This is a genomic window from Micromonospora sp. CPCC 205546, assembly GCF_036902715.1.
GTDB lineage: Bacteria > Actinomycetota > Actinomycetes > Mycobacteriales > Micromonosporaceae > Micromonospora.
The window spans coordinates 64,920-87,460 of the sequence record NZ_JBAKHL010000007.1; the positions used below are offsets into that span (position 1 = coordinate 64,920).

A 22,541-nucleotide genomic window follows, 5' to 3' on the forward strand; every position below is an offset into this window, starting at 1 on the left:
GCCGATCCCGTTCCTCGACTCCATCGAAACCCTTGACGAGCCGCGCCGACGCGACGCACGACAGAGGCATCGTGCCACGGTCTCGCCGGCGCGAAAGCCCCTCGCCTCCCGGCGTGTCGTCTCCCTTGCGCGTGCCGCCTCGACGGCGGTCTCCGTGCCGACGAAGGACTGCGCCCTGCCGTCAGGGCGGACCGGGGCAGGGTGGTGGCCTGTGGTTCGGCGCCGTTGGCCAGGTGCCGTCGAGACCAGCGCCGCGAGGCGACGTGGATCCCGGGCTCCGGTGGAGAGTCCTCGGACGCTGCGGACGTCCGACCATCGGCGGAGGCGCGAACAGCCTCCGCCGGTCGGCGGTCAGGGCAGGATCTCGACGTACCCGCCGGTCGCGTGCACGCGGATCCGCTGTCCGTCGCGGATCAGTCTGGTCGCCTGCTCCACGCCGACGACTGCGGGCAGGCCGTACTCCCGGGCGATGACCGCCCCGTGGGTCATCAGGCCACCCACCTCCGTCACCAGCGCCTCGATCCCGACGAACACAGGTGACCAGCTCGGGTCGGTGTAGGCGGTGACCAGGATGTCACCCGGTTCGAGGGCGGCCCTGGCCAGGTCCAGGATGACGCGGGCCCGCCCCTCGACGACCCCGCCGGAGACCGGCGTGCCGACCAGCGCGCCGGCCGGCACGTCGTCGCGTCGGTACGCGCCGCTGATGCCCTCACCCTCCGACGTGAGCACCCGGGGCGGGGTGAGCTTCTCGTACGACCTGAACGCGTCCTTCCGTCGGCGGATGAGCTGATCATCCACCTGGTTCGTGCGTACGACGTCGTGCAGCTCCTGGAACGTGAGGTGGAAGATGTCCTCCTTCTCCCGGACGACCCCGGGCCGCACGAGACGCTCGGCCTCCTCGAGCAGGGCCTGCTTGTAGACGAGGTAACGGCAGACGATGGCGTACTTCGGATACTCCCGGTACCCGATGAAGGCCCGGACGCGGTCGATCATCCGCTTGGTCTCCTCGGCTTTGCGCTCCCCGTCCGGCAGGTCCCGCAAGCGCCGGAGGACGTCCTGTTCCTTCCTGGCCGCCTCCCGGCGTCCCTGCGCGAAGCGCCGCCCGCCGGCGCCCGGCTCGAAGTTCCTGACGTTGTCGAGGAGGACGGGCAGGAGCGTGCCGGGGCGTTCGCTCCAGCGCGGCCTCGTGATGTCGATCTCGCCGACGCAACGCATGCCGTACCTGTCGAGGTAGGCGCGGATGGCGTCCCGCGCCTCCCGGCCGCCCGGGAGCACGGCCAGCTCGTCCAGGAAGTCCTCGTCCCCGACCTCCCGGAGGAAGGCCACCACCTGCGGGTGCGGGCGGATGACGTCGGCGACGTCGAGGAGCGCCAGCCCCATCTCCGACGTGACGTTGCCGGAGGCGGACAGCGTGAGGGTGTCGGCCGCGTTCCTCTCGCCCAGCCACGCCTGCAGCCGCTCGTTGAGCCACCAGGTGGCGTCCATGCCCGCCATGATCGCCCGCATGCTCAAGGGGTCGCCGAGGACGCGCTTGTGCTCCTCGAAGGCCTCCAGCAGGAAGTCGAACAGCGCCGGTCCGCTCTTCGTCCGGATGTCGCGCCGCAGGGTGGCGATGGCCGCCTGGCTGCGCTCGACCAGCGCGGTGACGATGGCCGGATCCGTCTCGATCGGGGCGGCCGCGTCGCCGGCCGGCGGCCCGCCGGGACCGCCGTCCGGCAGCGTCGGGACGAAGTCGGGGCGGGCGAGGACGGTCTCCAGCGCGTCCCTGGTCAGCGGGTCCGCCCGTCCCACCATCTCCAGGAAGCCCGCGCGGCTCGCGGGCGACGCCAGGTGCCGGGTGACGTCGACGAACAGCCTCCCGCCGGCCTCGTGCATCGGCGCCATGGCCGTCAGCTGCCACATCGAGAGCCCCAGTGGCTTCATGGCGTCGGTCATCATCTGCTGGTGACCGACGGAGACGTAGACGTGGTTCTCCGCGTCGCGGGCCGCGGGGACGGGGAACAGCGTGGTGACCGGCCGGCTCTGCACGACGTGGAAGTCGTCGTCGACGAGGCACCATTCGATGTCCTGGGGGTGGCCGAAGTGGGCTTCGATCCGCCGGCCCAGCCGCACCAGCCGCACGACCTGCGCATCCGTCAGCGCCGGCTGCGCCTGTCGCTCCGGGGCGACCGCCTGTTCCTCGGTGCCGCCGGCCGGCAGGGCGCGCACGGCAAGCCGCTTGGTGGCGATCGCCCTGTCGACGATGTCGCCGTCGCGCACCTTGTAGGCGTCCATGTTCACCAGCCCGGAGACCAGCGCCTCGCCGAGGCCGAAGCCGGCCTCCACCGAGGCGACCTTCCGGTTGGCCGTGACGGGGTCGGCCGTGAACAGGACGCCGGACACCTGCGGGAAGACCATCCTCTGCACGACGACGGCCATCTGGACCGTACGGTGGTCGACGCCGTTGCGCTGGCGGTAGGTCACGGCGCGCTCGGTGAAGAGCGAGGCCCAGCACCGACCGACGTCCCGCAGGACCGCCGCCGGCCCCGTGACGTTCAGGTACGTGTCGTGCTGGCCCGCGAAGGAGGCCGTCGGCAGGTCCTCCGCCGTCGCGCTGGATCGGACGGCGTAGGCCGCTCCCGCACCGAGCGGGGTGAGCGCGCGCGTGATCGCCGCCGCCACCTCGTGGGGGAGGGCGACCGCCTCGATGGCCCGGCGGATCTTCGCGGCGAGGGTGCGGACGGCCGCCCGGTCGTCCGGGTCCAGGCGCGACAGGTGGTCGAGCCGGTCGTCGATCGACGGCGCTGCGGCCATGACCCGCCGGAAGGCGTCCGTCGTCACGCAGAAGCCGGCGGGCACACGGATGCCGTCGATGCGCGACAACGCCCCGAGGTGCGCGCCCTTGCCGCCGACGACCGCGACGTGCGCTTCGTCGACCTCCTGGAGATCCCGCACGTACTGTTCGGTCATCGCGACTCCTCCGAGATGGCGACCGACGGTCGCAGTCCACGGGCCGGCGGACCACCGGCGACACCACACGCGCGTCGTGCTCCGCTTCCTCGTCCGTTTCGGGTCCGGCCGACGATTCTGCGACAGGACCCGGGCCTTGCGGCAAGCCCCCCGGTGCGATATACGTTGAATTGGGACCCATTCGCGCGTGTTTCCGCCGCGACAGAAATGGTCCTCGCGGATCGAAGCACCTTCCGGGACCGAGATGTCTCTCCTGAAGAGAAGCGCTTCTCGCGGATCGAATGGCCCTCGCGGGTCGTGGCGCGCACAGCGACGCCGACGCCGCTCGCGCCCCTGTCCAGTCAGCCGGTCGTCGGCGTCCGGGACGCGTCTGCCGACCCCGGGACGTGAAGACGCGGCCCCGGGCCGGCGTGCAGCCGGGCCCGAGGCCGCGTACCGGAGATCAGCCCTTACGACCCTGGGTGGCGACGCCCTCGATGAAGTACCGCTGGCCGAAGCTGAACAGCAGCAGCATGGGCAGCGTGACGAGCAGCGAGGCGACCATGACGTACTGGTAGTCGCCCTGCCCGCCCGCCGTCGGGCTGTACTTCGTCATGGCGTACGCGATGCCGAGGGGAGCGGTGAAGTCCTCCATCGACTCCCCGTTGAGATAGATCAGCGCGCCCTGGAAGTTGTTCCACGCCGCCTGGAACTCGAACAGGAAGACGATGACGAACGACGGGATCGACAGCGGCATGGCGATCTTCCAGAACAGCTGCCAGTAGTTGGCCCCGTCGATCCGGGCCGCCTCGAACAGTTCCCGGGGCAGGCTCAGGTAGAACTGCCGTTGCAGGAAGATGTAGAACGCCGAGCCGAACAGGTTGGCGCCGAACAGCGGCACCCAGGTGCCGAGGAGACCCGTCTCCTTCCAGATCAGGTACATCGGGATCATCGTGACCGCGCCGGGCAGCATCATCGTGCCCAGGACCAGCCCGAACAGGAGGTTGCGGCCGGGGAAGCGGAAGTAGGCGAACCCGAAGGCCACCATCGAGCTGGAGATGGCGACCGTTACCGCGGCGAGCAGGGCGATCGACACGCTGTTGAAGACCCAGTGCAGCAGCGGCAGCTCGCTCCAGACCTGGACGTAGTTGTCCCACCGCCAGGTCTTGGGGATCAACGAGTTGTCGAACACCTGGCTGGCCGGCTTGAGGCTGGCCGAGATCAGCCAGACCAGGGGATACAGGAACAACGCGGCGAAGCCGACGAGCAGGAGGGTGAGCAGTACCCGCCCGACGGTCCATCTCGTGGGCCGGCGCCCGGGCTCCCGTGGCCCTCCGGAGGGCGCGGCGTCCACGGCCTGGGCCAGGACGGGGGCCGCGGTGGGTGCGGTGCTGGGGCCGATTGTCGTCACGACCGCTCTCCCTCGTAGTACACGAAGCGGTTGCCGACCTTGACCTGGATGAAGGTCAGGATCATCAGGATGACGAAGAGCAGCCAGGCCATCGCCGCGGCGAAGCCGAAGTTGAACTGCCGGAACGCCTCCTGGAACAGGTAGACCGCGTAGAACAGCGACGCCTCCGGCGCCGGGTTGTTCTGGTCCCGCCAGAACAGCAGGTAAGCCTGGTCGAAGATCTGGAACGCCGCGATGGTCAGGATGATGACGTTGAAGAACAGCGCCCCGGAGATCATCGGCAGGGTGATGGAGAAGAACTGGCGCACGGGGCCCGCCCCGTCGAGCGCGGCGACCTCGTACAGGTCGCGCGGCACGTTCTTCAGCGCGGCCAGGAAGATGACCATCGTGCCGCTGACCGTCCAGAGGGCCATGAGCACGATCGACGGCTTGACCCACGTCGGGTCGACCAGCCACTGCGGGCCCTCGACGCCGATGAAGCGCAGGCCCTGGTTGATGGCGCCGGTGTTGCCGTTCAGCAGCAGGAAGAAGATCGATGCCGTGGCCACCGCCGGGGTCATCTTCGGCAGGTAGTAGACCGTGCGGAAGAACCCCGCGCCGCGGCCCACCCGGTTGAGCAGCACCGCCAGCAGCAACGCGAAGCAGATCTCCAGGGGTACGGCCAGCACGGCGTAGAAGAGGGTGTTCGCCAGCGACTTGGCGACCTTCGGGTTCTCCAGCAGCGCCTCGTAGTTGCTGGTCCCGGTCGGTCGGATGACGTTGGTCGCCAGGTTGTACCTGCTGAACGAGATGACCAGGCTGTAGATCATCGATCCGGCGGTGAAGACGAGGAAGCCGATGATCCACGGCGAGATGAAGAGGTAGCCGGCCAGCGCTTCCCTGCGGTTGTACTTCCTTCCCCGGCGCTTCCTGCTGCTGTCGCGAGTGCCGTCGCCGGAGGATGCGACGGTGGTACTTGTCATCCAACGCCTCCATGGGTGTGCCGGGTGCCGGAGGATCCCGGGCGGATCGCAAGATCTCCACAATGGGGCGTGGCGGGCCCCCGCGCCGTGCGAGGACCCGCCACGCCCACGAGGAACGTTGCTGGCGGTCAGCCGCCGGTAACGGTCTTGTACGCGGTCATCGATGCCGCCTGGGCGTCGGCGAGCGCCTGCTGGGCGGGCTTGCTGCCGAGCAGCGCCGCGGTGACGGCGTTCAGCAGTTCCTGCTTGATCTGCTGGCCGGCCGGCGACGCGCCCACGCTCTTGCCCGCGCCCGCGACCTCGTAGTACGTGCTGATCACCTGGTCGAAGCCGGCGTCACCGCTGGGCTTGACGTACTTCTCCCGGATGGCCTTGTCGGACACCGGCGAGCCGGTGAACAGGCCCGTGTTGATGGACTTCTTCTCCTGCACCGTCTTGGCCCGAGCCTCGGCGGCGGCGTTCCAGGAGCCCTCCTCGGTCAGCGCGAGCGCCCACTTGCAGGCGGCCGAGGGGTTCTTGGCCTGGGCGGGGATCACGAACGAGGTGCCGCCGGCCTGGGTGACCGGGTTACCGTCCTTGCCCTTGAACGGCACGGCGCCCAGCTTGATCTTGTCCTTGTACGGCGAGAGGACGTTGGGGTACCACTGCGCGTCCACCTCCGCGCCGACCTGGTTCTGGACGAACTGGTTCTTCTCGCCGAACATGTCGAACGAGTCGGTGAAGCTCTTGTACTTGGCGAACCCGCCCTGCGCGTCCACGATCTTCTTGAGCAGTTCGAGCGCGGCCACGTTGTTCGGGTCGTCCAGGGTGGGCTTGCCGTCGGCGTCGGCGAGCTTGCCGCCCATGCCGACGAGCCAGAGGTTGATCTGGCCGGTCGCCTGCGGGTTGAAGCCGAGCGTCGTCGGCACGCCACCGTTGGCCTTGTAAATCTTCGCGACGGCGGCGAGCAGCTTGTCGGGGTTCGACGTGTCGATGTCGGCGTCCTGCACGCCCGCGGCGTCCATGGCCTTCTTGTTCAGGATGATCGCCGCCGGCTGGTAGAACTGCGGCACCGCCCACATCTGGCCCTTGTACATGACGTCGTTGGCCACCGACGGGTACCAGCGGTCCTTGGTGACCTTGTTGACCTCCAGGCACTTGTCCAGCGGCTGGATGAGGCCCTGGGCGGCGTAGGTGAGCACCAGCTCCCGGTCCATCTGCACCACGTCGGGGACGTTGCCGCTGGCCTGGCGGGTGGTGAACTTCTGCGCGTCGAAGCCCGTCTGGTCCATCTCGATCTTGACGCCGTCGAGCTGCTTGGCCGCGTACTCGAGCCGGGCCTTGCCGACGTCGTCGGCGTTGTTGAAGCCCCAGGCGCTCAACGTCCCGGTGGGCTTGGCGTCGAAGTTCGCGGCCTCGCCGCCGTTGTCGCCTTCGGACGATCCGCAGGCGGCAGTCGCGACAAGTGCGGCGGCGACGCCTGCGGCTATGAAGGCAGCTCGCCTTTTCCTCATCTGGGTCCCTTCGACGGCGTGCGGGGCCGGCCGGACCGGCCCTCAAGAGGCTGAAGTCAGCATGGAATCCGTACCAGGCGGGACCGTATCCGAACGTGAGACCGGACACAAGCGCGGAATGTTTCCATTTGGTATCGGCCCAGGTCAGAGGCGAAGCAGGGGTTGCCACAACGGCCAAAGTGGAGTTGGATCCGGTGTGACAACGATGCCACAATCGGGGGCCTGAGTGTCGACCATCAGCCAGATCCTGCTCGTCGGACATACCCATCACGACGTGGGCTACACCAACAGCCCGCGACTGCTGGACGATCAGCACCGGCGCGTCGTCGCCGAGGTGCTGCGCCTCTGCGAGGCGTACCCGGAGCCGGGCCCGGACCAGTTCCGCTGGACGTTCGAGGTGGCCCGGCCGGTGCTGCGCCACCTCGCCGAGACCGGCGAGGCGGGGGCGGCGCGGCTGCGTCGGCTCGTGCGCGAGGGCCGGGTCGCCGTGACGGGCGGCTACCTCAACATGACCCAGTTGCCGTCCGACGTGGAGTTCGGGGCGGCGTACGACGCGCTCCAGGTGTTTCGGGACGCCGGGCTGCCGGTGCGCACCGAGCAGCACGGCGACGTCAACGGCATCGCCTGGGGCACCGTCGAGGCGATGCGTCGGGCGGGGATGTCCCGGCTCGTGATGGCGCTCAACCCCGACCACGGCCGGGCGCCGTACGAGCAGCCGACCGGGTTCTGGTGGGAGGGGCCCAGCGGCGACCGGGTGTTCGTGTGGCTGTCCACCCACTACGGCATCGGCGAGGAGTGGGGGATCGTCGACGGCGACGTGCTCGCCGCGCAACGCCACATCGCGGCCTTCGTCGAGCGGCTGGCGGCGCGCCCGGACTACCCGTACGACGTCGCGGTGGTCCACGCGGCGAACGACAACCGCTGGCCGACGCCGTTGTTCCTCGACGTGGTGCGGCACTGGAACGCCGTGCCGGGCAACCCGCCGATGCGCACCGCGACCATCGACGAGGCCCTCGACCTGCTGGAACCGCAGGCCAGCCGGGCGGACGTGCCGGTCGTCCGCGGCGAGTGGTCGGACTGGTGGTCGCACGGCCACGGCTCCACGGCCCGGGAGGTGGCCGTCTACCGGGAGGCCCGGTCGTTCGCCCGGGCGGCCCAGACGAGTCTCGGGCTGACCCTGCTCCGGGGCGACGGCGAGCCGGCCCTCGCCCACGTCCTCGGCTACCGGCGCGGGCCGACGCGGCTGCGCGACGAACACGAGGTGGTCGCCGACCTGGCCAGGGTGGACGAGGACCTGCTGCTGTTCGGCGAGCACACCTGGGGCTCCTGGGAGACGTACTCGAAGCCGAACTCCACCTTCAGCCACTCCCACTGGAACGCCAAGGCCGGGTTCGCGTACCAGGCGTACGACCTCGCGCGTGACCTGGCCGTCGAGGGGATGTTCCGGCTCGCGGCGAGCGGCGCGGGCCCGGCCGACGCGGCGTCCGTGCCGGCCGCGGGCGACGGGATCCTCGTGGTCAACCCGACCGAGCGGGACCGGACCGAGCCCGTCGAGGTCGAGCTGGACACCACCCGCCGGGCGCGGCTGGTCGCCCGGGCGCCGGCCTTCGGCGTGGCACTGCTGCCGACCTCCGCAGCGTCGACGGCGCGGCCCGGCCGGGAGGTCGCCAAGGGGCCGTACCGGGTGGTGGTCGATCCGGCACGCGGCGGTGTGGTGTCCCTGGTCGACCGGCGCGACGGCCGGGAGCTGGTGGACCCCGCCGTGGCGCACGGGCTGGGTGCCGTCGTGGTCGAGAGGATCCCCGCGGGCTGCGACCACCCGATGGTGGTGCGCTCGCCCAAGGACTTCCATCCGGACCACCCGGGACCGGACTTCGAGCGGCTGGTCGCCCGGGGCGAGGACGAACCGACGATCACCGAGTCGGCCGAGCTGGCCACCATCACGTGGCGGGTCGCCCCGGCGGACCTCCCGGCGGCCACCGTGGCGCTCACCCTCTACCGCGACGTCGACGTCGTGGACCTCGACGTGCACCTGGTCAAGCCCGCGCGGCTGGAACCGGAGAGCATCTTCGTGGCGTTCCCGTTCGCGGTGCCCGACCCGGAGTTCCTGCTGGAGACCGCCGGCGCGGTGTACGCGGCCGGGACCGAGCAGCTCCCGGACACCAGCAGGGACTGGCACTCGGTCCAGCACGCGGTCGGCGTGACCAACGGTGAGCACGGCATCCTGTGGGGCAGCTTCGACGCGCCGCTCGTGCAGGTGGGCGGCTTCCACACCGGGCGGTGGGCGCGGACCCTCGCGGTGGCCGGTGGGCAGGTGAACAGCTGGCTGATGAACAACCTGCACTTCACCAACTTCCAGGCCAGCCAGGACGGCACCCGGCGCTACCGGTACCGCTTCGCCGCGCGCTCCGGCCCGGTGACCCGCGAGCAGGTCCGGGTGTACGGCCGGAACCTGCTGGAACCCCTGCAGGCGCGGCGGTACGCGGGCCCGGTCGGCGCGGCGGGCGGCAGCGGGCTGCGGGTGGAACCGGCGGACCGCCTGCTCGCCGAGGTCCGGCCGGTCGGCGATCAGGCGGTGCGGGTGCGGCTGCGCAACGTCGGCGCCGAACCGGTGGCGGCCACGGTCGACTGGGCCGGCCCGGAGGTGACCGGCGGTGGGCCGGTGACCGTCGCCGGCCACGGGGTCGCCGACGTGACCCTGCGCCGCGCCGCCCCGCCGTCCTGACCCCGGCGACCCGGGCGTGATCCCCGCTGACTCGGTCAGCGAAGATCACGCCCGGGTGTCACCACGCTCTGTCAGGCCCGCGCCGGCGTGAGCCGGAGCGTCACCACCTGGAACGGCGTCAGGGCGAGGTCGACGGCCTCGCCCTCGACCGTGACCGGGGCCAGCGCGGCGACCGATTCGTCCACCCGCTCCAGCAGGTCGACGACCCGGGCCCCGGCGAGGGCGAACGAGGCGCGCAGGCGGGCGCGGGCGCGGCCGCCGAGCGACTCGTACAGCCGGACGATCACGTCGCCGGAGCGGTCGTCGGCCAGCTTCACCGCCTCCACCACGACGGCCGGGTCGCTGACCTCGACCAGCGGGTCCACCGGGTGCCCGCCGGTGCGGCGGCGGACCGGCAGGTTGGCCCGGTAGCCCTCGCGTACCGCGTCCTCGATCTCCGCCCCGCAGACCAGCGCGTAGCCGAAGCGGTGCGCGCCCCGGTCGGTGTCCGGGTCGGGGTAGCGGGGGCCGCGCAGCAGGGACAGCCGTACGGTGGTCGGCTGCGCGCCCTGCGCGTCGCCGGGCGGCCGGCGCGTCACGTCGTGGCCGTACGTGCCGTCGTTGACCAGCGCCACGCCGTATCCCGGTTCGCCGACGTGCAGCCACCGGTGCGCGCAGATCTCGAAGCGCGCCGCGTCCCAGGACGTGTTGGTGTGGGTGGGCCGCTGCAGGTGCCCGAACTGGATCTCCGAGCTGGAGTGCGGGGCCTGCACGTCGACGGGGAAGGCCACCTTGAGGAAGGTCTCCCGCTCGTGCCAGTCCACCTCGGTCTCGAACCGCAGCACCCGCTCCCCGGCGGCGAGCGAGACCGTCTGCACGTACGCGGAATCGCGGTCGGCGCGGCTGATCCGCACGCGCACGCACCGGGGATCGTCGGCCTGGACCGTCAGCTCGGTGACCTCGGTGAGGTCGTGGCGCCGGTTGCGGTAGAACTCGTCGACGTCCCACGCGTCGAACTTGTTCGGCAGGTCCGGGTGCAGTTGCAGGACGTTGGCCGGGGCACCGGGCGGCAGCACCTCCCGGTCGGCCACCAGGTCGCGGATCGCCGCGACGGTCCCGTCCGCGGCGATGCGCACCCGGAGCAGGCCGTTGTCCAGCACGGTGCCGTCCGGCCCCGTCCGCACCGAGACCTCCGGGGCGCCGGCGTCGGGTCCGGTGCCGTCCGCGCGGGCCGTCGCGATCCCGAGCGCCGGCACGCCGGGCCGCGCGTGCGGCGCGGCGTTGGCGACCAGCGGCACCGACCCCGGGCCGGTGAGCGCCGCGAGCGCCGCGTCGATCAGCGTCTCCAGGCGGTCGGCCAGTCCCGCGTACGTCTGGCGGGCCTCGCGGTGCACCCAGGCGATCGAGCTGCCGGGCAGGATGTCGTGGAACTGCAGCAGCAGGGTCTCCTGCCAGATCGCGTCCAGCTCGTCGTACGGGTACTCGTGGCCGGTCCGCGCCGCCGCCGTGGCGCACCACAGCTCGGCCTCGCGCAGCAGGTGCTCGGTGTGCCGGTTGCCGCGCTTCATCGCCGACTGGCTGGTGTACGTGCCCCGGTGGTATTCGAGGTACATCTCGCCGTTCCACACGGGCGCGTCCGGATACTCGTGCTCCGCCTCGGCGAAGAACTCGGCCGGGGTGCGGATGGCCAGCCGGGGCGAGCCTTCGAGGTCGGCGACCCGGCGGGCGATCTCCAGCATCTCCCGGGTCGGCCCGCCGCCGCCGTTGCCGTAGCCGAACGGCAGCAGCGACACGGTGGAGCGCCCGTGCTCGGTGAAGTTGGCCACCCCGAACGCCAGCTCACGCCCGCTCAGCTCCGAGCTGTACGTCTCGGCCGGCGGGAAGTGGGTGAAGACCCGGCTTCCGTCGATGCCCTCCCACCAGAAGGTGTGGTGCGGGAAGCGGTTGGTCTGGTTCCAGGACATCTTCTGGCTGAGGAACCAGCGGAATCCGGCGAGGCGGGCGAGCTGCGGAAGGGACCCGGAGTAGCCGAACGAGTCCGGCAGCCAGACCTCGCGTGGTTCGATCCCGAACTCGGCGGCGAAGAACCGCTTGCCCTGGGTGAACTGGCGCACCAGGGCCTCGCCGCCCGGCATGTTGGTGTCGCACTCCACCCACATGCCGCCGACCGGCAGGAACTGCCCGCCGGCGACCTTCTCCGCCACCCGGCGGTACACCTGCGGGTGGTGCTCGCGCAGCCAGGCGTACTGCTGGGCGGAGGAACAGGCGAAGACGAGTTCGGGGTACTCGTCGGCGAGCGCCACGACGTTCGAGAAGGTGCGCGAGCACTTGCGGATCGTCTCGCGTACCGGCCAGAGCCAGGCCGAGTCGATGTGCGCGTGGCCGACGGCGGTGACCCGGTGGGCGCTCGGCGCCGCCGGGGAGGCGAGGACGCCGGCCAGCCGCTTGCGGGCGGCGGGCGCGCTGCCGGTGAGGTCGGCGAGGTCCAGCTCGTCGAGCATCAGCTCCAGGGCGCGACGGATCTCGTGGTGGCGCGGGTCGGTCACGGCCAGCTCCAGGGCGAGCTGGTGCAGCACCTGCACGTCCAGGACGAGCGCGTACACCTCCTCGTCCCGCACCGCCAGCTCCGCCCGGTCGAGCCGGTAGAGCGGCGTGTCGGGGGCGGTCTCCCGGTCACCGAGCTGCGTGACGGTGCCGTCGAAGCGAGGGTTCGCCGCGGCCTCGACGTACACCTCGACGCGCTCGCCGCCGGCCGCCTCGCGCGCCACCGGCACGTACGCCGTGCGTGGCTCGATGCCCTTGATCGGCGTGCCGTCCGCCGTGTACGCGAGGCCCTCCGAGCGGAAGCCGGGCCCGGCCCGTTCGAACCCGAGGTCGACGATCAGTTCCACCCGCCCGCCGCGCATCCGCTCGGGCACCTCGCCGGTGAACCGGAACCAGGTGGTGCTCCAGGCGCGGCCCCAGAACTGGCCCATGGCGAACGGCGCGTAGGGCAACGCCAGCCCGACGTCGGCGGGCACCGGCTCGCCGGGCAGGTGGGCCGCCTCGACGGTGACGGGTTCGACGTCGCGGTAGATCGCGGGGATCAACCGTTCGAGCAGCACCCGGTCGATCCGCTGGGTCAGGTTGGAGAGAGAGCGATGCATCGGGAAGCTCCCGGGGGAGTGAGCGGCCGGGCCGCTTGTGGGAACGAACCCACAGACGCAACCACACGCTTTTTGCCCGTGTCAATGCGTTCCGGCCGTCCGGGCCCTGGTCTTAGGGGCCCTAATTCCGCTATCTTGGCGGCTCAATAGTGGTATCGATCCCAGAGCCAGAAGGATGTGCGCGCCAACGTGACCGGTCCCCTGCCAGCAGCCCTCACGCCACTGCGTGAGACGGTCGGCCCGGCGCCCGGGACGGTCGACGTCGTCTGGGCCGACGGCCGTGCCGAACCGGCCACCGACGGGCCGTTCACCGCCACCCTCGACTGGGCGGCGCCGTCGGCCAGCGGGCGGCGGGACGTCCGGCTGACCGTCGAGTACCGGGGCGACGCGGTGGTGGACGCCGGAATCCGGTACCGGGTCGACCTCGCCGCCGACCCCGACCCGCCGTTCTGGTTGCTGCCCGGCGCGTTCTACGGCGAGAACCGGCCGGCGGACTGCCTGCGGGTCTATCCGCGCTTCGCGGTCGGCGGCGCCGAGCCCGCCGGCATGGTCAGCGACCACTGGGAGTTCCGGGCCGACCGGGCGGCCACCCCGGCGGTGTTCGGCTGGGCCGGCGAGGGCGGCGTCGCCCTGGTCGCCGACGAGACCACCGCCCTCGGCATGACCGGGTTGGGGTTCGGCCACGACGCCGACCGGGGCCGCGGACACCTGCACCTGACGTTTCCGTTCCGGGAGGCCCCGGTCAGCTACGACGGATCGGCGGTCCCGCGGAGCGCCGAGGTCAGCACGCACACCTGGCACCCGGGCGAGCGCGTGGAACTGCACTTCGCCGTCTACGCGCTGGACCGCGACCGGCACGGCTACGCGGCGGTGCTGCGCGAGGAGCACGCCCGCCTGGCCGCGGCCGCCCCGCTGCGCCCCTGGGTCGACGTCACGCAGGCCGCCGTGCTGGCCGCCGAGGGGTTGCGCCGGTGGCACTACGCCGAGCCCGGCGTCCTGCTGGAGACGGTCGCGTTCGACCGGGGCATCAGCGGCCAGGACGGGCTGCCCGTGGACCGGCAGGCCATGCACGTGGGCTGGGTCAGCGGCATCCCGTGGGCGTACGCCCTGCTGGCCCACGGCCGGCGGGTCGGCGCGCCGGCCGACGTCACGGCCGCGGAACGGGTCATCGACTTCTGCTGCGCCGAGCTGTCTCCGTCCGGCACCTTCTGGGGCGTCTGGTACCGCCACCGGGGCTGGTCGCAGAGCTGGTCACCGGTGCCGCACACGCTGCACTCGCGCACCCTCGCCGAGGCGACGCAGTTCCTCGTCCGGGCCATGGAACTCGACGGTGACCCGGGCGGCTCGCGGCCGGCGTGGGTCCACGCGGTCCGCTCCAACCTCGACGCGGTGATCGCCCGGCAGCGGCCGGACGGCAACCTCGGCTCGACCCACCACGCGCTGACCGGCGAGGTGCTCTCCTGGGCCGGCTGCGCGGGACTGGCCTGGGTGGGCGCGCTGGCCGAGGCCGCCCGCTGGGATGGCCCCGACGGGGCCGCGGGCGGGTACCTGGCCGCCGCCGTCCGGGCCGGGGAGTACTACGCGCCGTTCGTGGAGAGCGAGTTCCTGCACGGCGCGCCGGAGGACGTGGACCTCGCCCCCACCTCCGAGGACGGCTACGTCGCCGTGATGGCATACCTGGCGCTGTACCGCCGCACCGGCGGGCGGCGCTGGCTGGACCTGGCCCGCCGCGCCGCCGACTGGACGCTGACCTTCCGCTACACGTACAACACCGCGTTCCCGGCCGGCACGCTGCTGCACACCTACCGGTTCGCCACCCGGGGGGCCGACAACGCCTCGCCCTCCAACCAGCACCTGCACGCGTACGGGCTGATCTGCACGGCGGAGTTCGCGGAGCTCTCCGCTGCCTGCGGCGACCCGCACTACGTCGAGCGTGCCCGCGAGGCGCTGGCCTGCTTCCGCCAGTTCGTCGCGCGCTTCGACGGCGACTTCAACGCGTACCGGGGGATGGTGAGCGAGCGGTACTACCAGACCGCCTGCTTCCAGCCGAAGGGCATGCTGCTGACGCTGTCGCACGCGTGGAGCGTGGGGGTGCTGCTGCTCGGCTGCGAGCAGGCGCTGGCCGACCCCACCCTCCAGGTCCCGCCCCGCTGACCCCGCCCCGGACGCGCAGCGCGGGGGCGGGGTCAGCGGGGGAGCGGTCCCGCGCGTCGGGGCTCAGCCGCCCTCGCGGCGGCGCTGGTTCGGTGCCAGCCGCTCGGCCGGCATCGTCGCGTCGGAGGACTCGTGGTCGGGCTCGGTGCTGCGCCGCCCGCCCGGCGCCGCCGGGATCGCCGACTCCGTGACCGACCCGGGCGACGCCTCGGCGAGGTCCCACTCGACGAGGTCGACCTCCCGGACGGCGCTCCCGTCGACCGGCACCAGGAAGGTGCGCAGCTGGCTGGGACCGAAGTCGGCCTCGACGACCCGCCCGAGCACCGGCAGGTCGATCCGGGCCCGGGCGGGCCGGCCGGTGGTCTCCACCGCCCGGACGATCAGGCCCGGGGTTGCGCCGCCGTCCTCGTGGCCCTTCACCGCGGTCACCATCACCTGGTCACCGCCGTCGGACAGGTAGCTCTGCGCGGCGGGCAACGGACCCCGGTGGAAGCTCTCCAACATGGCCCGTACCGGCGCGCCCAGCTCGGCCGCCCGCCGGGCCAGGCCGGCCTGCCGCCAGTCGCCGCCGTGCGGCACGAGCAGGTAGCGGAAGGACTGGATGCCCTGGTCCTGGTAGGAGTAGAAGCCGTCCGGGTCGAGCTGGCGCGGGTCGTGCCAGGAGTAGACGGGACTGCGGACGGCGGTGACGCCGATGCTCGGGCTGTCCCCGTCGGGGGCGCCGGGCGAGACGTCGTACCCGTGCTTGGCGTTGTTGACCACCGCGAGCCCGGCGGGCCGGCCGTCGACCGTGCCGGCGACGTCCACCCACGACTGCGCGGGGTTCTCCCCGCCGTCGACCGGCTGCGCGATGGATCCGAACGGGATCTCGTACGTGGCGACCGGGTCGCTCACCGCCGTCGGGAAGCAGAGCTTGAGCAGGTGGGCCTGCTCCCGCCAGTCGAGGGTGACCCGCACCTCGACGTGGTCGTCGCGGTGCCCGAGGATGAACTCCTCCACCAGGGTGGAGCGGTTCCACGCCCGCTCCACCCGCAGCCGGGCGCGCAGCGGCCCCGCCTCGCGCAGGGTGACGCGGGTGGTCCGCATGGCCGCCCCGGGCCACCGGTACGAGACGACCCGGTGGCCCCAGGTGTCCGTCGGGTCCTGGCAGATCTGGGTGTGTTCGCCCCGGGCGCCGGCCACCAGGTCCACCCCGGTGCGTTTGTCCAGCAGCCCGCGCAGCCATCCGGTCTCCGGGTCGATCTCCACCCGGAGCAGGTCGTTCTCCAGGACCGTGTCGGTGGCCCGCAGGTCGCCCGGGGGGCGCTCGCTGACCCGCGCGTCCGCCGGCGCGACGCCGGAACGCAGCCGGTAGAGCCGGTAGCCCAGCGGCGGCAGGACCGCCTCGAACACCGTCGCCCCGCGTCCCTTGTCGTCCGTGGTGGCCACGGACTGGGTCCGCTGGGCGACCGTGACGCGGTCGTCGGCGTCCACCACGTGCACCCCGGTGGGCTGGGCGCCGTACTGGAGTTCCACCTGCGCCGTCACCGGCCACGGGTGGGGATTGAAGACCAGGACGGGCTGGGTGCCCTCGGCCAGGGGGATGTCGACGTGCCGGGCGATCACGTTGTGCGTACGCGTGATGATCCGCTTGGCGACCGCCACCGCCTCGCCGAGCTGGTCGCGGGCGTCGTCGTACGCGCTCTCGATGGCGGATCCGGGCAGCACGTCGTGGAACTGGTTGAACAGGATCTGCCGCCAGGCCCGGCCGAGGTCGTCGGTCGGGTAGTCCAGCCCGAACAGCGTGGAGCCGAGCACCGCCCACCGCTCCGCGGACAGGATCGCGGCCTGCGCGCGGCGCTGCCAGAGCTTGATCCCGGAATGCGCCGAGTAGCAGCCCGGGGCGTGCATCTGCAGGTCGTCGCGCCAGACCGGCAGCTTCGCCAGCCCCTCTTCGCCCTGGTTCTTGGCGAACTCGTCGAAGTAGCGGGCCGGCGAGGAGATGACCATCCGGCCGAAGGAGCCCATCCGGTCGTAGCGGTGGATCGACTCGATGTTGGCCCGGGTGGGCCCGCCGCCGTGGTTGCCGACGCCGAAGTAGATCATCATGTCGCCCAGGCCGTGGTCGAGCACGCCGAGCGACTTGTCGGTCTGCCCCGCCACGTCGCCGGGCGGGCTGCAGTACTCGAACGGGATCCGGTAGGCGAGCACGCGGGAGCCGTCGGGCGACTCCCACCAGAAGGCGGTGCCGGTGAGACTGGACTCGTGCGGGCCGGGCCGCAGGAAGCAGTACGCGTGCATCCCCTGCCCGCGCAGGATCTGCGGCAGCATGCCGTGGTGCCCGAACGGGTCGACGTTCATGCCGACCGTGGCGGTGACCCCGAACTTCTCCTTGAGGTAGCGCTGGCCGTACAGCCCCTGCCGGACGAAGGACTCGCCCGAGGGCATGTTGCAGTCCGGTTCCACCCACCAGCCGCCGACCATCTGCCAGCGGCCCTCGGCGACCCGCTCCCTGATCCGGGCGAACAGTTCGGGGTCGGACTCCTCTACCCAGCTCAGCAGCACCACCTGGTTGCAGGTGAACACGAAGTCCGGATACTCCTCCATCCGGTGGATCGCCGACCAGAAGGTGGCGCGGGCCTCCTGGTAGCCCTCCTGCCACGGCCACAGCCAGACCGGATCGAGGTGGGCGTTGCCGATCATGTGCAGGGTGCGTTGCGGCGTCGCCGGCGGGCGTGGCGCGGGGTGCAGGTCGGCCGGCTGGTCGCCGGAGGGGGCGTTGGCGACCGGCGCCGTCGGGTGCCCGCTGTCGACCCGTGCCGTCGTGCGCTGCCGGGGCGGTTGCACCGTCGGGTCCGTCGGGGGTCGCGGTGCACCGGTGGCGGTGCCGGTGTCGTCGCGGTGGTCGGGCTCGGTCACGCCGTGGGCTCCTCGCCGGCGGCCCACGCGTCGACGATCTCGCTGATCACGTGCAACATCAGGGTGTGCATCTCCTGGATCCGCTGGGTGCTCTTGCTGGGCACGAGCAGGGCGTGATCGGCGTGGACCCGGGCCGGGCCGCCGTCGCCGCCGGCGAACAGCACCGTCGTGGCGCCGCCGGCCTGCCCGGCGGCGAGGGCCGCCACGACGTTGGGGGACCGCCCCGAGGTGGTGAAGGCGATGACCACGTCGTCCGGGCGGGCGAGCGCGCGCACCTGGCGGGAGAAGACGTCCTCGTACGAGTAGTCGTTGGCGATGCAGGTCATCACGCTGGCGTCGGTGCTCAGCGTCACCGCGGGCAGCGGCCTGCGGTCGCGCTTGTAGTGGCCGATGAGTTCACCGGCGAGGTGCTGCGCGTCCGCGGCGCTGCCCCCGTTGCCGAAGGTGTAGACGACGCCGCCGCGGGCGAGCCGGTCGCAGACGAGGCGGCCCACCGTGCGGATGTCGTCGGCCAGCGTGGTGGCGGTCGCCTCGGCGACGGCGACGTGCTCGTCCAGTTGGGTCGTCAACCAGTCAGACATGGGCTCGCTCCACTCGCAGGTTCCGGTTCAGCCCGCCGGCCGGGTCGGCCTCGTCGAGCAGGTCGTGGCCGATGGCTCCGGCGCCCACCACGCAGACCAGGTCGCCGAGTTCGGCCAGGGTGATGCGCGCGGCGCGGGCGGCCGGCGCCATGGCCTCGCGCGCCACGAGGGCGCGGATCGGGTCGATCAGCATGGCGCCGGCCCGGGTGACCCCGCCGCCCAGCACCACCAGATCGGGTTCGAACACGTTCACCAGGTCGGTGACCGCCGCGCCGAGCAGGTCGACGGTCTCGGCCCACACCTGTACGGCGAGCGGGTCACCGGCGGCGGCCGCCGCCGCGACGTCCGCGGCGGTCAACGTGGGCAGCGCCGCCATCGACGAGGCCGCGCCGCCGGCCAGCGCCTCGCGGGCGCGCTGGGCGATCGACGTGCCCGAGGCGTACGCCTCGATGCAGCCGTGTCGCCCGCAGCCGCACCGGCGGCCACCCCGGTGCACGGTGAGGTGGCCGAACTCCCCGCCGTTGCCCGCGGCGCCGCGGTGCAGGGTGCCGTTGACGACGGCGCCGCCGCCGACACCGGTCGAGACGGTCAAATAGAGCATGGTGGTGGTGCCGCGGCCGGCGCCGAAGCGGTACTCGGCGATGGCCCCGACGGTCGCGTCGTTCTGCAGCGCGAACGGCACCCCGAACGCGTCCGCCGCGAGCGGCCCGATGGGCACGTCGGTCCAGCCGGGAAGGTGCGGTGGGGACAGCAGCCTGCCGGACGGCCCGTCCAGCGGCCCGCCGCAGGCGATGCCCACCGCCCGGACGGGGCCGACGTCGGCGCGTTCGACGGCGCGGCGGCCCATCTCGAAGAGCCGTCGTGTCACGACGCGCCAGCCGTCCTCCCGGCGGGTGGGCTCCACCACCAGGCCGTGGCTGGAGCCGTCGGCCGTCACCACACCGACGGCCAGCTTCGTGCCGCCGATGTCGAGGGCCAGAACCGGCCCCGGGCTGCCGGCGGGCGGCAGGGCGAACGGGTCAGGGTCGGTCATGGGAGTCCTCTCGGTCGGCCCCGGGGGCTGGTGCAGCGGGATGCCCGCGGGGTCCCCCGGGGCGGCCGTCGGAAGGCCGGCGGTCTATGGGATCGATCCCAGAGAGAGCCTATGAGGGCGCCCGGACATCGTCAAGGGAGGGCAGCCGGGTGGTGCTACGGCGCGTGGGCGGGACGCGGCGGCACGTGTTCGCCACCAGTGCCGGGTGACAGGGGCGGCGCGGCCGGGCCGGCGGGTCGCCGGGTCAGCGCGTCCGGGGCGGGGCCGTCGAGCCGCGGGAGGTGACCGTGGCCGAGAGCAGCACCGTGCGCACCGGCGCCTGCGGCGACTGGATGCGCTCGAAGAGTTGGGAGATGGCCGCCTCGCCGAGGGCCACCGGATCCTGCGCCACGGCGGTCACCCCGGGTTGGACCAGGCTCATCCACGAGACGTCGTCGAACGACACCAGGCTGAGCTGGTCGGGGATCGTGAGGTTGAGCTCGGTGGCGGCCCGCCACACGGCCTCGGCCAGGACGTTGTTGGCGGCGAACACGGCCGTCGGCGGCTCCGGGCGGCTCAGCAGCTTGTGTGCCTCGATCCGGGCGGCGTCCACGTCCCAGCCGGCGCCGACCACCAGCGAGTCGTCGAGCGGTAGGCCGGCTGCCGAGAACGCGGCCCGGTAGCCGGCGAGCCGGTCGCGGCCGGTGGTCCAGTGCATCTCGTCGATCACCATCGCGATGCGCCGGTGGCCGAGCTCCAGCAGTTGCGAGGTCACCTGCCGGGCGGCACTGCCGTTGTCGACCATGACGGCGTCGCAGGCGCCCACCGAGAACTGACGGTCCACCTCCACCACCGGGATCCGGTGTTGCGCCAGGTAGGTGCTGATCTGCGCGGACACGGGGGTGACGATGACGCCGGCCACCCGCAGGGCCACGAACGCCTCGGCCGCCTCCGCCTCGACCTCGGGGGAGCCGCCGTCGTCGGCCAGCATCATCGTGTACTGCCGCTTGCGGGCCTGCTGGCTGATGCCCGCCGCGAGCCCGGCGTAGAACGGGTTGTTCAGGTCCGACACCAGCACGCCGATCGACTGGCTGGCCTGCTGCCGCAGGTGCCGGGCGGTGGCGTCGGGCACGTAGCCGAGCCTGCGGGCGACGTCCCGGACCCGGTCCCGCACCGCCGGTGCGACGTAACCGCGACCGGTCAACGCCCGGGAGGCGGTCGACCGGGACACCCCTGCCGTCTCGGCGACCTCCCTGATGGTAGGCCGACGTGCCGGAGGGAACCCGTCGGGCACTGTCAGCCCACTCTTCATTCGGCCACCTGTCCAGCCTTCGTCACGTCGACCCAGCTTCTGCCACGTCCACCAGTGCCTCCGCGTGCTGACCCAGGTGGAGTCCGCCGATGCTCACATCGGCGGCCATCCGGGCCCGCCGTCGCGCCGGTCCTGCCATCGTCACCTCGACCTCTATCTCTCCCCGCCCGAGCGGGGGCAACGAGATCGTCGCGACGTCCGGCACAGCGACCCAGCCTACCGGTAGCACAAGACATACCACGGCTTTCTCGACGGAGGGTCGTGGGTTGCTCACGCTGACGACGAAGCGGGCGACGGTGCCAGTCTGCGCCCGCGAGTAGTACGGCGCAATTCGGGCGAGCACGCCGTCCGCGACGACCTCGCCCTCGTCCAGCGGCAGCAGGTCCTGGTGGACCCGGACGAGTTCGTCGCCCGCCTCGGTCAACAGCTCCAGATAGCCGTCGGTGACCCACCGTGGCGCCCAGTGCCCGGAGACCATCAGCCCCGGGGCGACCCGGCGGAACAGGGCGGCGCTCGCCTGGTAGTCGCCGATGCGGAAGCGGTTGCGGTACTGGTAGTTCAGCACCTCGCGAGGGCCGCCCGGCACCCCCGAGCCGACCTGCTGGTCGCTGGTGACCAGCACGGTCACCCCGTCCACCACGAACTCGTACGCCGCCGCGTAGAGGGTGTGCCCGGGCAGTTCGTGGACCATGATCTCGTACTCGTGCCAGGTGAAGCTCTCGCCCAGCGGGAGCCGCCGGTCCACGGGGATCGGGTCGTACCAGACGCAGGGCAGGTCCTGGACCATGGGCGCCTCGAGGATCCCGGCCACGTTCTCCGGCGCCCAGATCTCGGTGCCCGCCACGTCCCGCAGCAGGTTCATCCCGGCCACGTGGTCGTCGTGGTAGTGGGTCGGCAGGGCCACCTCGATCGACGTGACGCCGTGGTTGCGCCGCAGCGCCGGCAGGGAGGCCAGCCACGGGCGGCGCGACGCCCGGTCGGTGCCCGAGGGCAGGCCGGTGGTCATGTCGTAGCCGTAGTCGATCACGAGGGCCGCGCCCGTCTCGGAGAGCAGGACGTAGCTGCACGAGTTGCTGCTCCGGTTCAACAACAGGTGCGCGGTGAGCGCGGTGAACGGGTTGTCCAGCCGGTCGCGCAGGTCCCAGGGGTACGGACGGCGCGAGTCGACGTACTGGCCCATCCGGGTGGCGAGCAGGCCCAGGGCCACCGCCGGCTCGTCCATCGGCTCGCCGTGCGAGGGCAGCAGGAGGTCGAGGTCGCGCTCCATGAGCTGGTAGCAGCTCAGCACCGTCATCGCCGGGCCCTCGTTGTCGGTGTACGACCACTGCGTGGCGGCCAGCGACCAGACCTTCCCGGGGGAGTGGATCAGGTCGCCGGTGAACGCGAGGTGCCGGCCGTCGCGCTCGACGAGGTAGGTCACCGATCCGGTGGTGTGGCCGGGCGTGGGCGCCACCTCGACGGTGGTCCCGGCGTACGTGCGACGCCGGTACTCGGGCACCACGTCGTGCACCGGCACCGACTCCAGGAGCGAGAACCTGTCCTGGCGCAGGTTGTAGTCGTTGTAGAGGGTGCGCGCCTGCCACATCCCCTCCACGTCGGCGAACAGGTCCCGCTCGACCGGCGGCACGTGGATGCGGATGCCCGCGGCCACCGCCAGCGGCAGGCCCTGCCCCTGGTCACGGTGATGGTGGGTCATCAGGACGTCGGTGATCCGGTCCACGCCCATCTCGGCCAGATGATCGAGCGCGAGACCGGAGCCGAAGTCGATGGCGAAGGCGGTACGCGGGGCCGGGGCGCCGCCCTGGCCGGTCACGCCGTCCGGTCCCTCGGAGCCTTCCGGCGAGCGCACCACGTAGACGTTGCAGGTGTCCCTTACCCGGAAGACACCGGGCGCAATCTCCGATACGCGCGACTCGGTCATAGCCGGGATGGTATCGATC

12 protein-coding genes are annotated in these 22,541 nt (G+C 72.2%); 2 read left to right on the forward strand and 10 right to left on the reverse strand.

Annotated features, from left to right (window positions below):
* Positions 1-351: 351 nt before the first annotated feature.
* From rph to V6U77_RS06160, 4 genes are all read right to left on the reverse strand, one after another.
* Complete coding sequence (rph, locus tag V6U77_RS06145; protein ID WP_334605210.1) at positions 352-2,949, reverse strand: rifamycin-inactivating phosphotransferase; 2,598 nt, start codon at positions 2,947-2,949, stop codon at positions 352-354.
* Positions 2,950-3,391: 442 nt separating this feature from the next.
* Positions 3,392-4,339 carry a carbohydrate ABC transporter permease gene (locus V6U77_RS06150; RefSeq protein ID WP_334605211.1) on the reverse strand — a complete coding sequence of 316 codons (948 nt, stop codon included), beginning with the start codon at positions 4,337-4,339 and terminating at the stop codon, positions 3,392-3,394.
* Complete coding sequence (locus V6U77_RS06155) at positions 4,336-5,301, reverse strand: carbohydrate ABC transporter permease (RefSeq protein WP_334605212.1); 966 nt, start codon at positions 5,299-5,301, stop codon at positions 4,336-4,338. The genes V6U77_RS06150 and V6U77_RS06155 overlap by 4 nt, the downstream gene beginning before the upstream one ends.
* A gap of 128 nt (positions 5,302-5,429) precedes the next feature.
* Positions 5,430-6,794, reverse strand: coding sequence for an ABC transporter substrate-binding protein (locus tag V6U77_RS06160; RefSeq protein WP_334605213.1), 1,365 nt, complete (start codon positions 6,792-6,794; stop codon positions 5,430-5,432).
* 226 nt (positions 6,795-7,020) lie between these two features.
* Between V6U77_RS06160 and V6U77_RS06165 the strand changes: the two genes are divergently transcribed.
* The gene (locus tag V6U77_RS06165; RefSeq protein WP_334605214.1) at positions 7,021-9,519 is read left to right on the forward strand and encodes a hypothetical protein; all 2,499 of its coding nucleotides are present in this window, start codon (positions 7,021-7,023) and stop codon (positions 9,517-9,519) included.
* Positions 9,520-9,590: 71 nt separating this feature from the next.
* Here V6U77_RS06165 and V6U77_RS06170 read toward each other — a convergent pair whose 3' ends face one another.
* Positions 9,591-12,644 carry an alpha-mannosidase gene (locus V6U77_RS06170; RefSeq protein ID WP_334605215.1) on the reverse strand — a complete coding sequence of 1,018 codons (3,054 nt, stop codon included), beginning with the start codon at positions 12,642-12,644 and terminating at the stop codon, positions 9,591-9,593.
* Positions 12,645-12,833: 189 nt separating this feature from the next.
* Here V6U77_RS06170 and V6U77_RS06175 point away from each other — a divergent pair, with 189 nt between their 5' ends.
* Positions 12,834-14,798: a hypothetical protein gene (locus V6U77_RS06175; RefSeq protein ID WP_334605216.1), complete on the forward strand. Its 1,965-nt coding sequence runs from the start codon at positions 12,834-12,836 to the stop codon at positions 14,796-14,798.
* A 63-nt stretch (positions 14,799-14,861) separates the two neighbouring features.
* On the opposite strand, the gene V6U77_RS06180 is transcribed toward V6U77_RS06175, so the two are convergent.
* The 5 genes from V6U77_RS06180 to V6U77_RS06200 form a co-directional block, all read right to left on the reverse strand.
* A complete protein-coding gene (locus tag V6U77_RS06180) occupies positions 14,862-17,696 on the reverse strand; it encodes an alpha-mannosidase (RefSeq protein ID WP_334605217.1) in 2,835 nt (944 codons plus the stop codon).
* Complete coding sequence (locus V6U77_RS06185) at positions 17,693-18,277, reverse strand: D-sedoheptulose-7-phosphate isomerase (RefSeq protein WP_334605218.1); 585 nt, start codon at positions 18,275-18,277, stop codon at positions 17,693-17,695. The genes V6U77_RS06180 and V6U77_RS06185 overlap by 4 nt, the downstream gene beginning before the upstream one ends.
* Positions 18,270-19,310, reverse strand: coding sequence for an ROK family protein (locus V6U77_RS06190; RefSeq protein WP_334605219.1), 1,041 nt, complete (start codon positions 19,308-19,310; stop codon positions 18,270-18,272). Before V6U77_RS06190 ends, V6U77_RS06185 begins: the two co-directional genes overlap by 8 nt.
* A 244-nt stretch (positions 19,311-19,554) precedes the next feature.
* Complete coding sequence (locus V6U77_RS06195; RefSeq protein ID WP_334605220.1) at positions 19,555-20,601, reverse strand: LacI family DNA-binding transcriptional regulator; 1,047 nt, start codon at positions 20,599-20,601, stop codon at positions 19,555-19,557.
* A 22-nt stretch (positions 20,602-20,623) separates the two neighbouring features.
* The gene (locus tag V6U77_RS06200; protein ID WP_334605221.1) at positions 20,624-22,522 is read right to left on the reverse strand and encodes an MBL fold metallo-hydrolase; all 1,899 of its coding nucleotides are present in this window, start codon (positions 22,520-22,522) and stop codon (positions 20,624-20,626) included.
* Between the last annotated feature and the right edge of the window lie 19 nt (positions 22,523-22,541).

Bases quoted from the DNA above. Each gene is read 5' to 3' on its own strand.
- V6U77_RS06185 (WP_334605218.1), bottom strand. From the start codon at position 18,277: ATGTCTGACTGGTTGACGACCCAACTGGACGAGCACGTCGCCGTCGCC.
- V6U77_RS06190 (WP_334605219.1), bottom strand. From the start codon at position 19,310: ATGACCGACCCTGACCCGTTCGCCCTGCCGCCCGCCGGCAGCCCGGGG.
- V6U77_RS06170 (WP_334605215.1), bottom strand. From the start codon at position 12,644: ATGCATCGCTCTCTCTCCAACCTGACCCAGCGGATCGACCGGGTGCTG.
- V6U77_RS06155 (WP_334605212.1), bottom strand. From the start codon at position 5,301: ATGACAAGTACCACCGTCGCATCCTCCGGCGACGGCACTCGCGACAGC.
- rph (WP_334605210.1), bottom strand. From the start codon at position 2,949: ATGACCGAACAGTACGTGCGGGATCTCCAGGAGGTCGACGAAGCGCAC.
- V6U77_RS06195 (WP_334605220.1), bottom strand. From the start codon at position 20,601: ATGAAGAGTGGGCTGACAGTGCCCGACGGGTTCCCTCCGGCACGTCGG.
- V6U77_RS06160 (WP_334605213.1), bottom strand. From the start codon at position 6,794: ATGAGGAAAAGGCGAGCTGCCTTCATAGCCGCAGGCGTCGCCGCCGCA.
- V6U77_RS06200 (WP_334605221.1), bottom strand. From the start codon at position 22,522: ATGACCGAGTCGCGCGTATCGGAGATTGCGCCCGGTGTCTTCCGGGTA.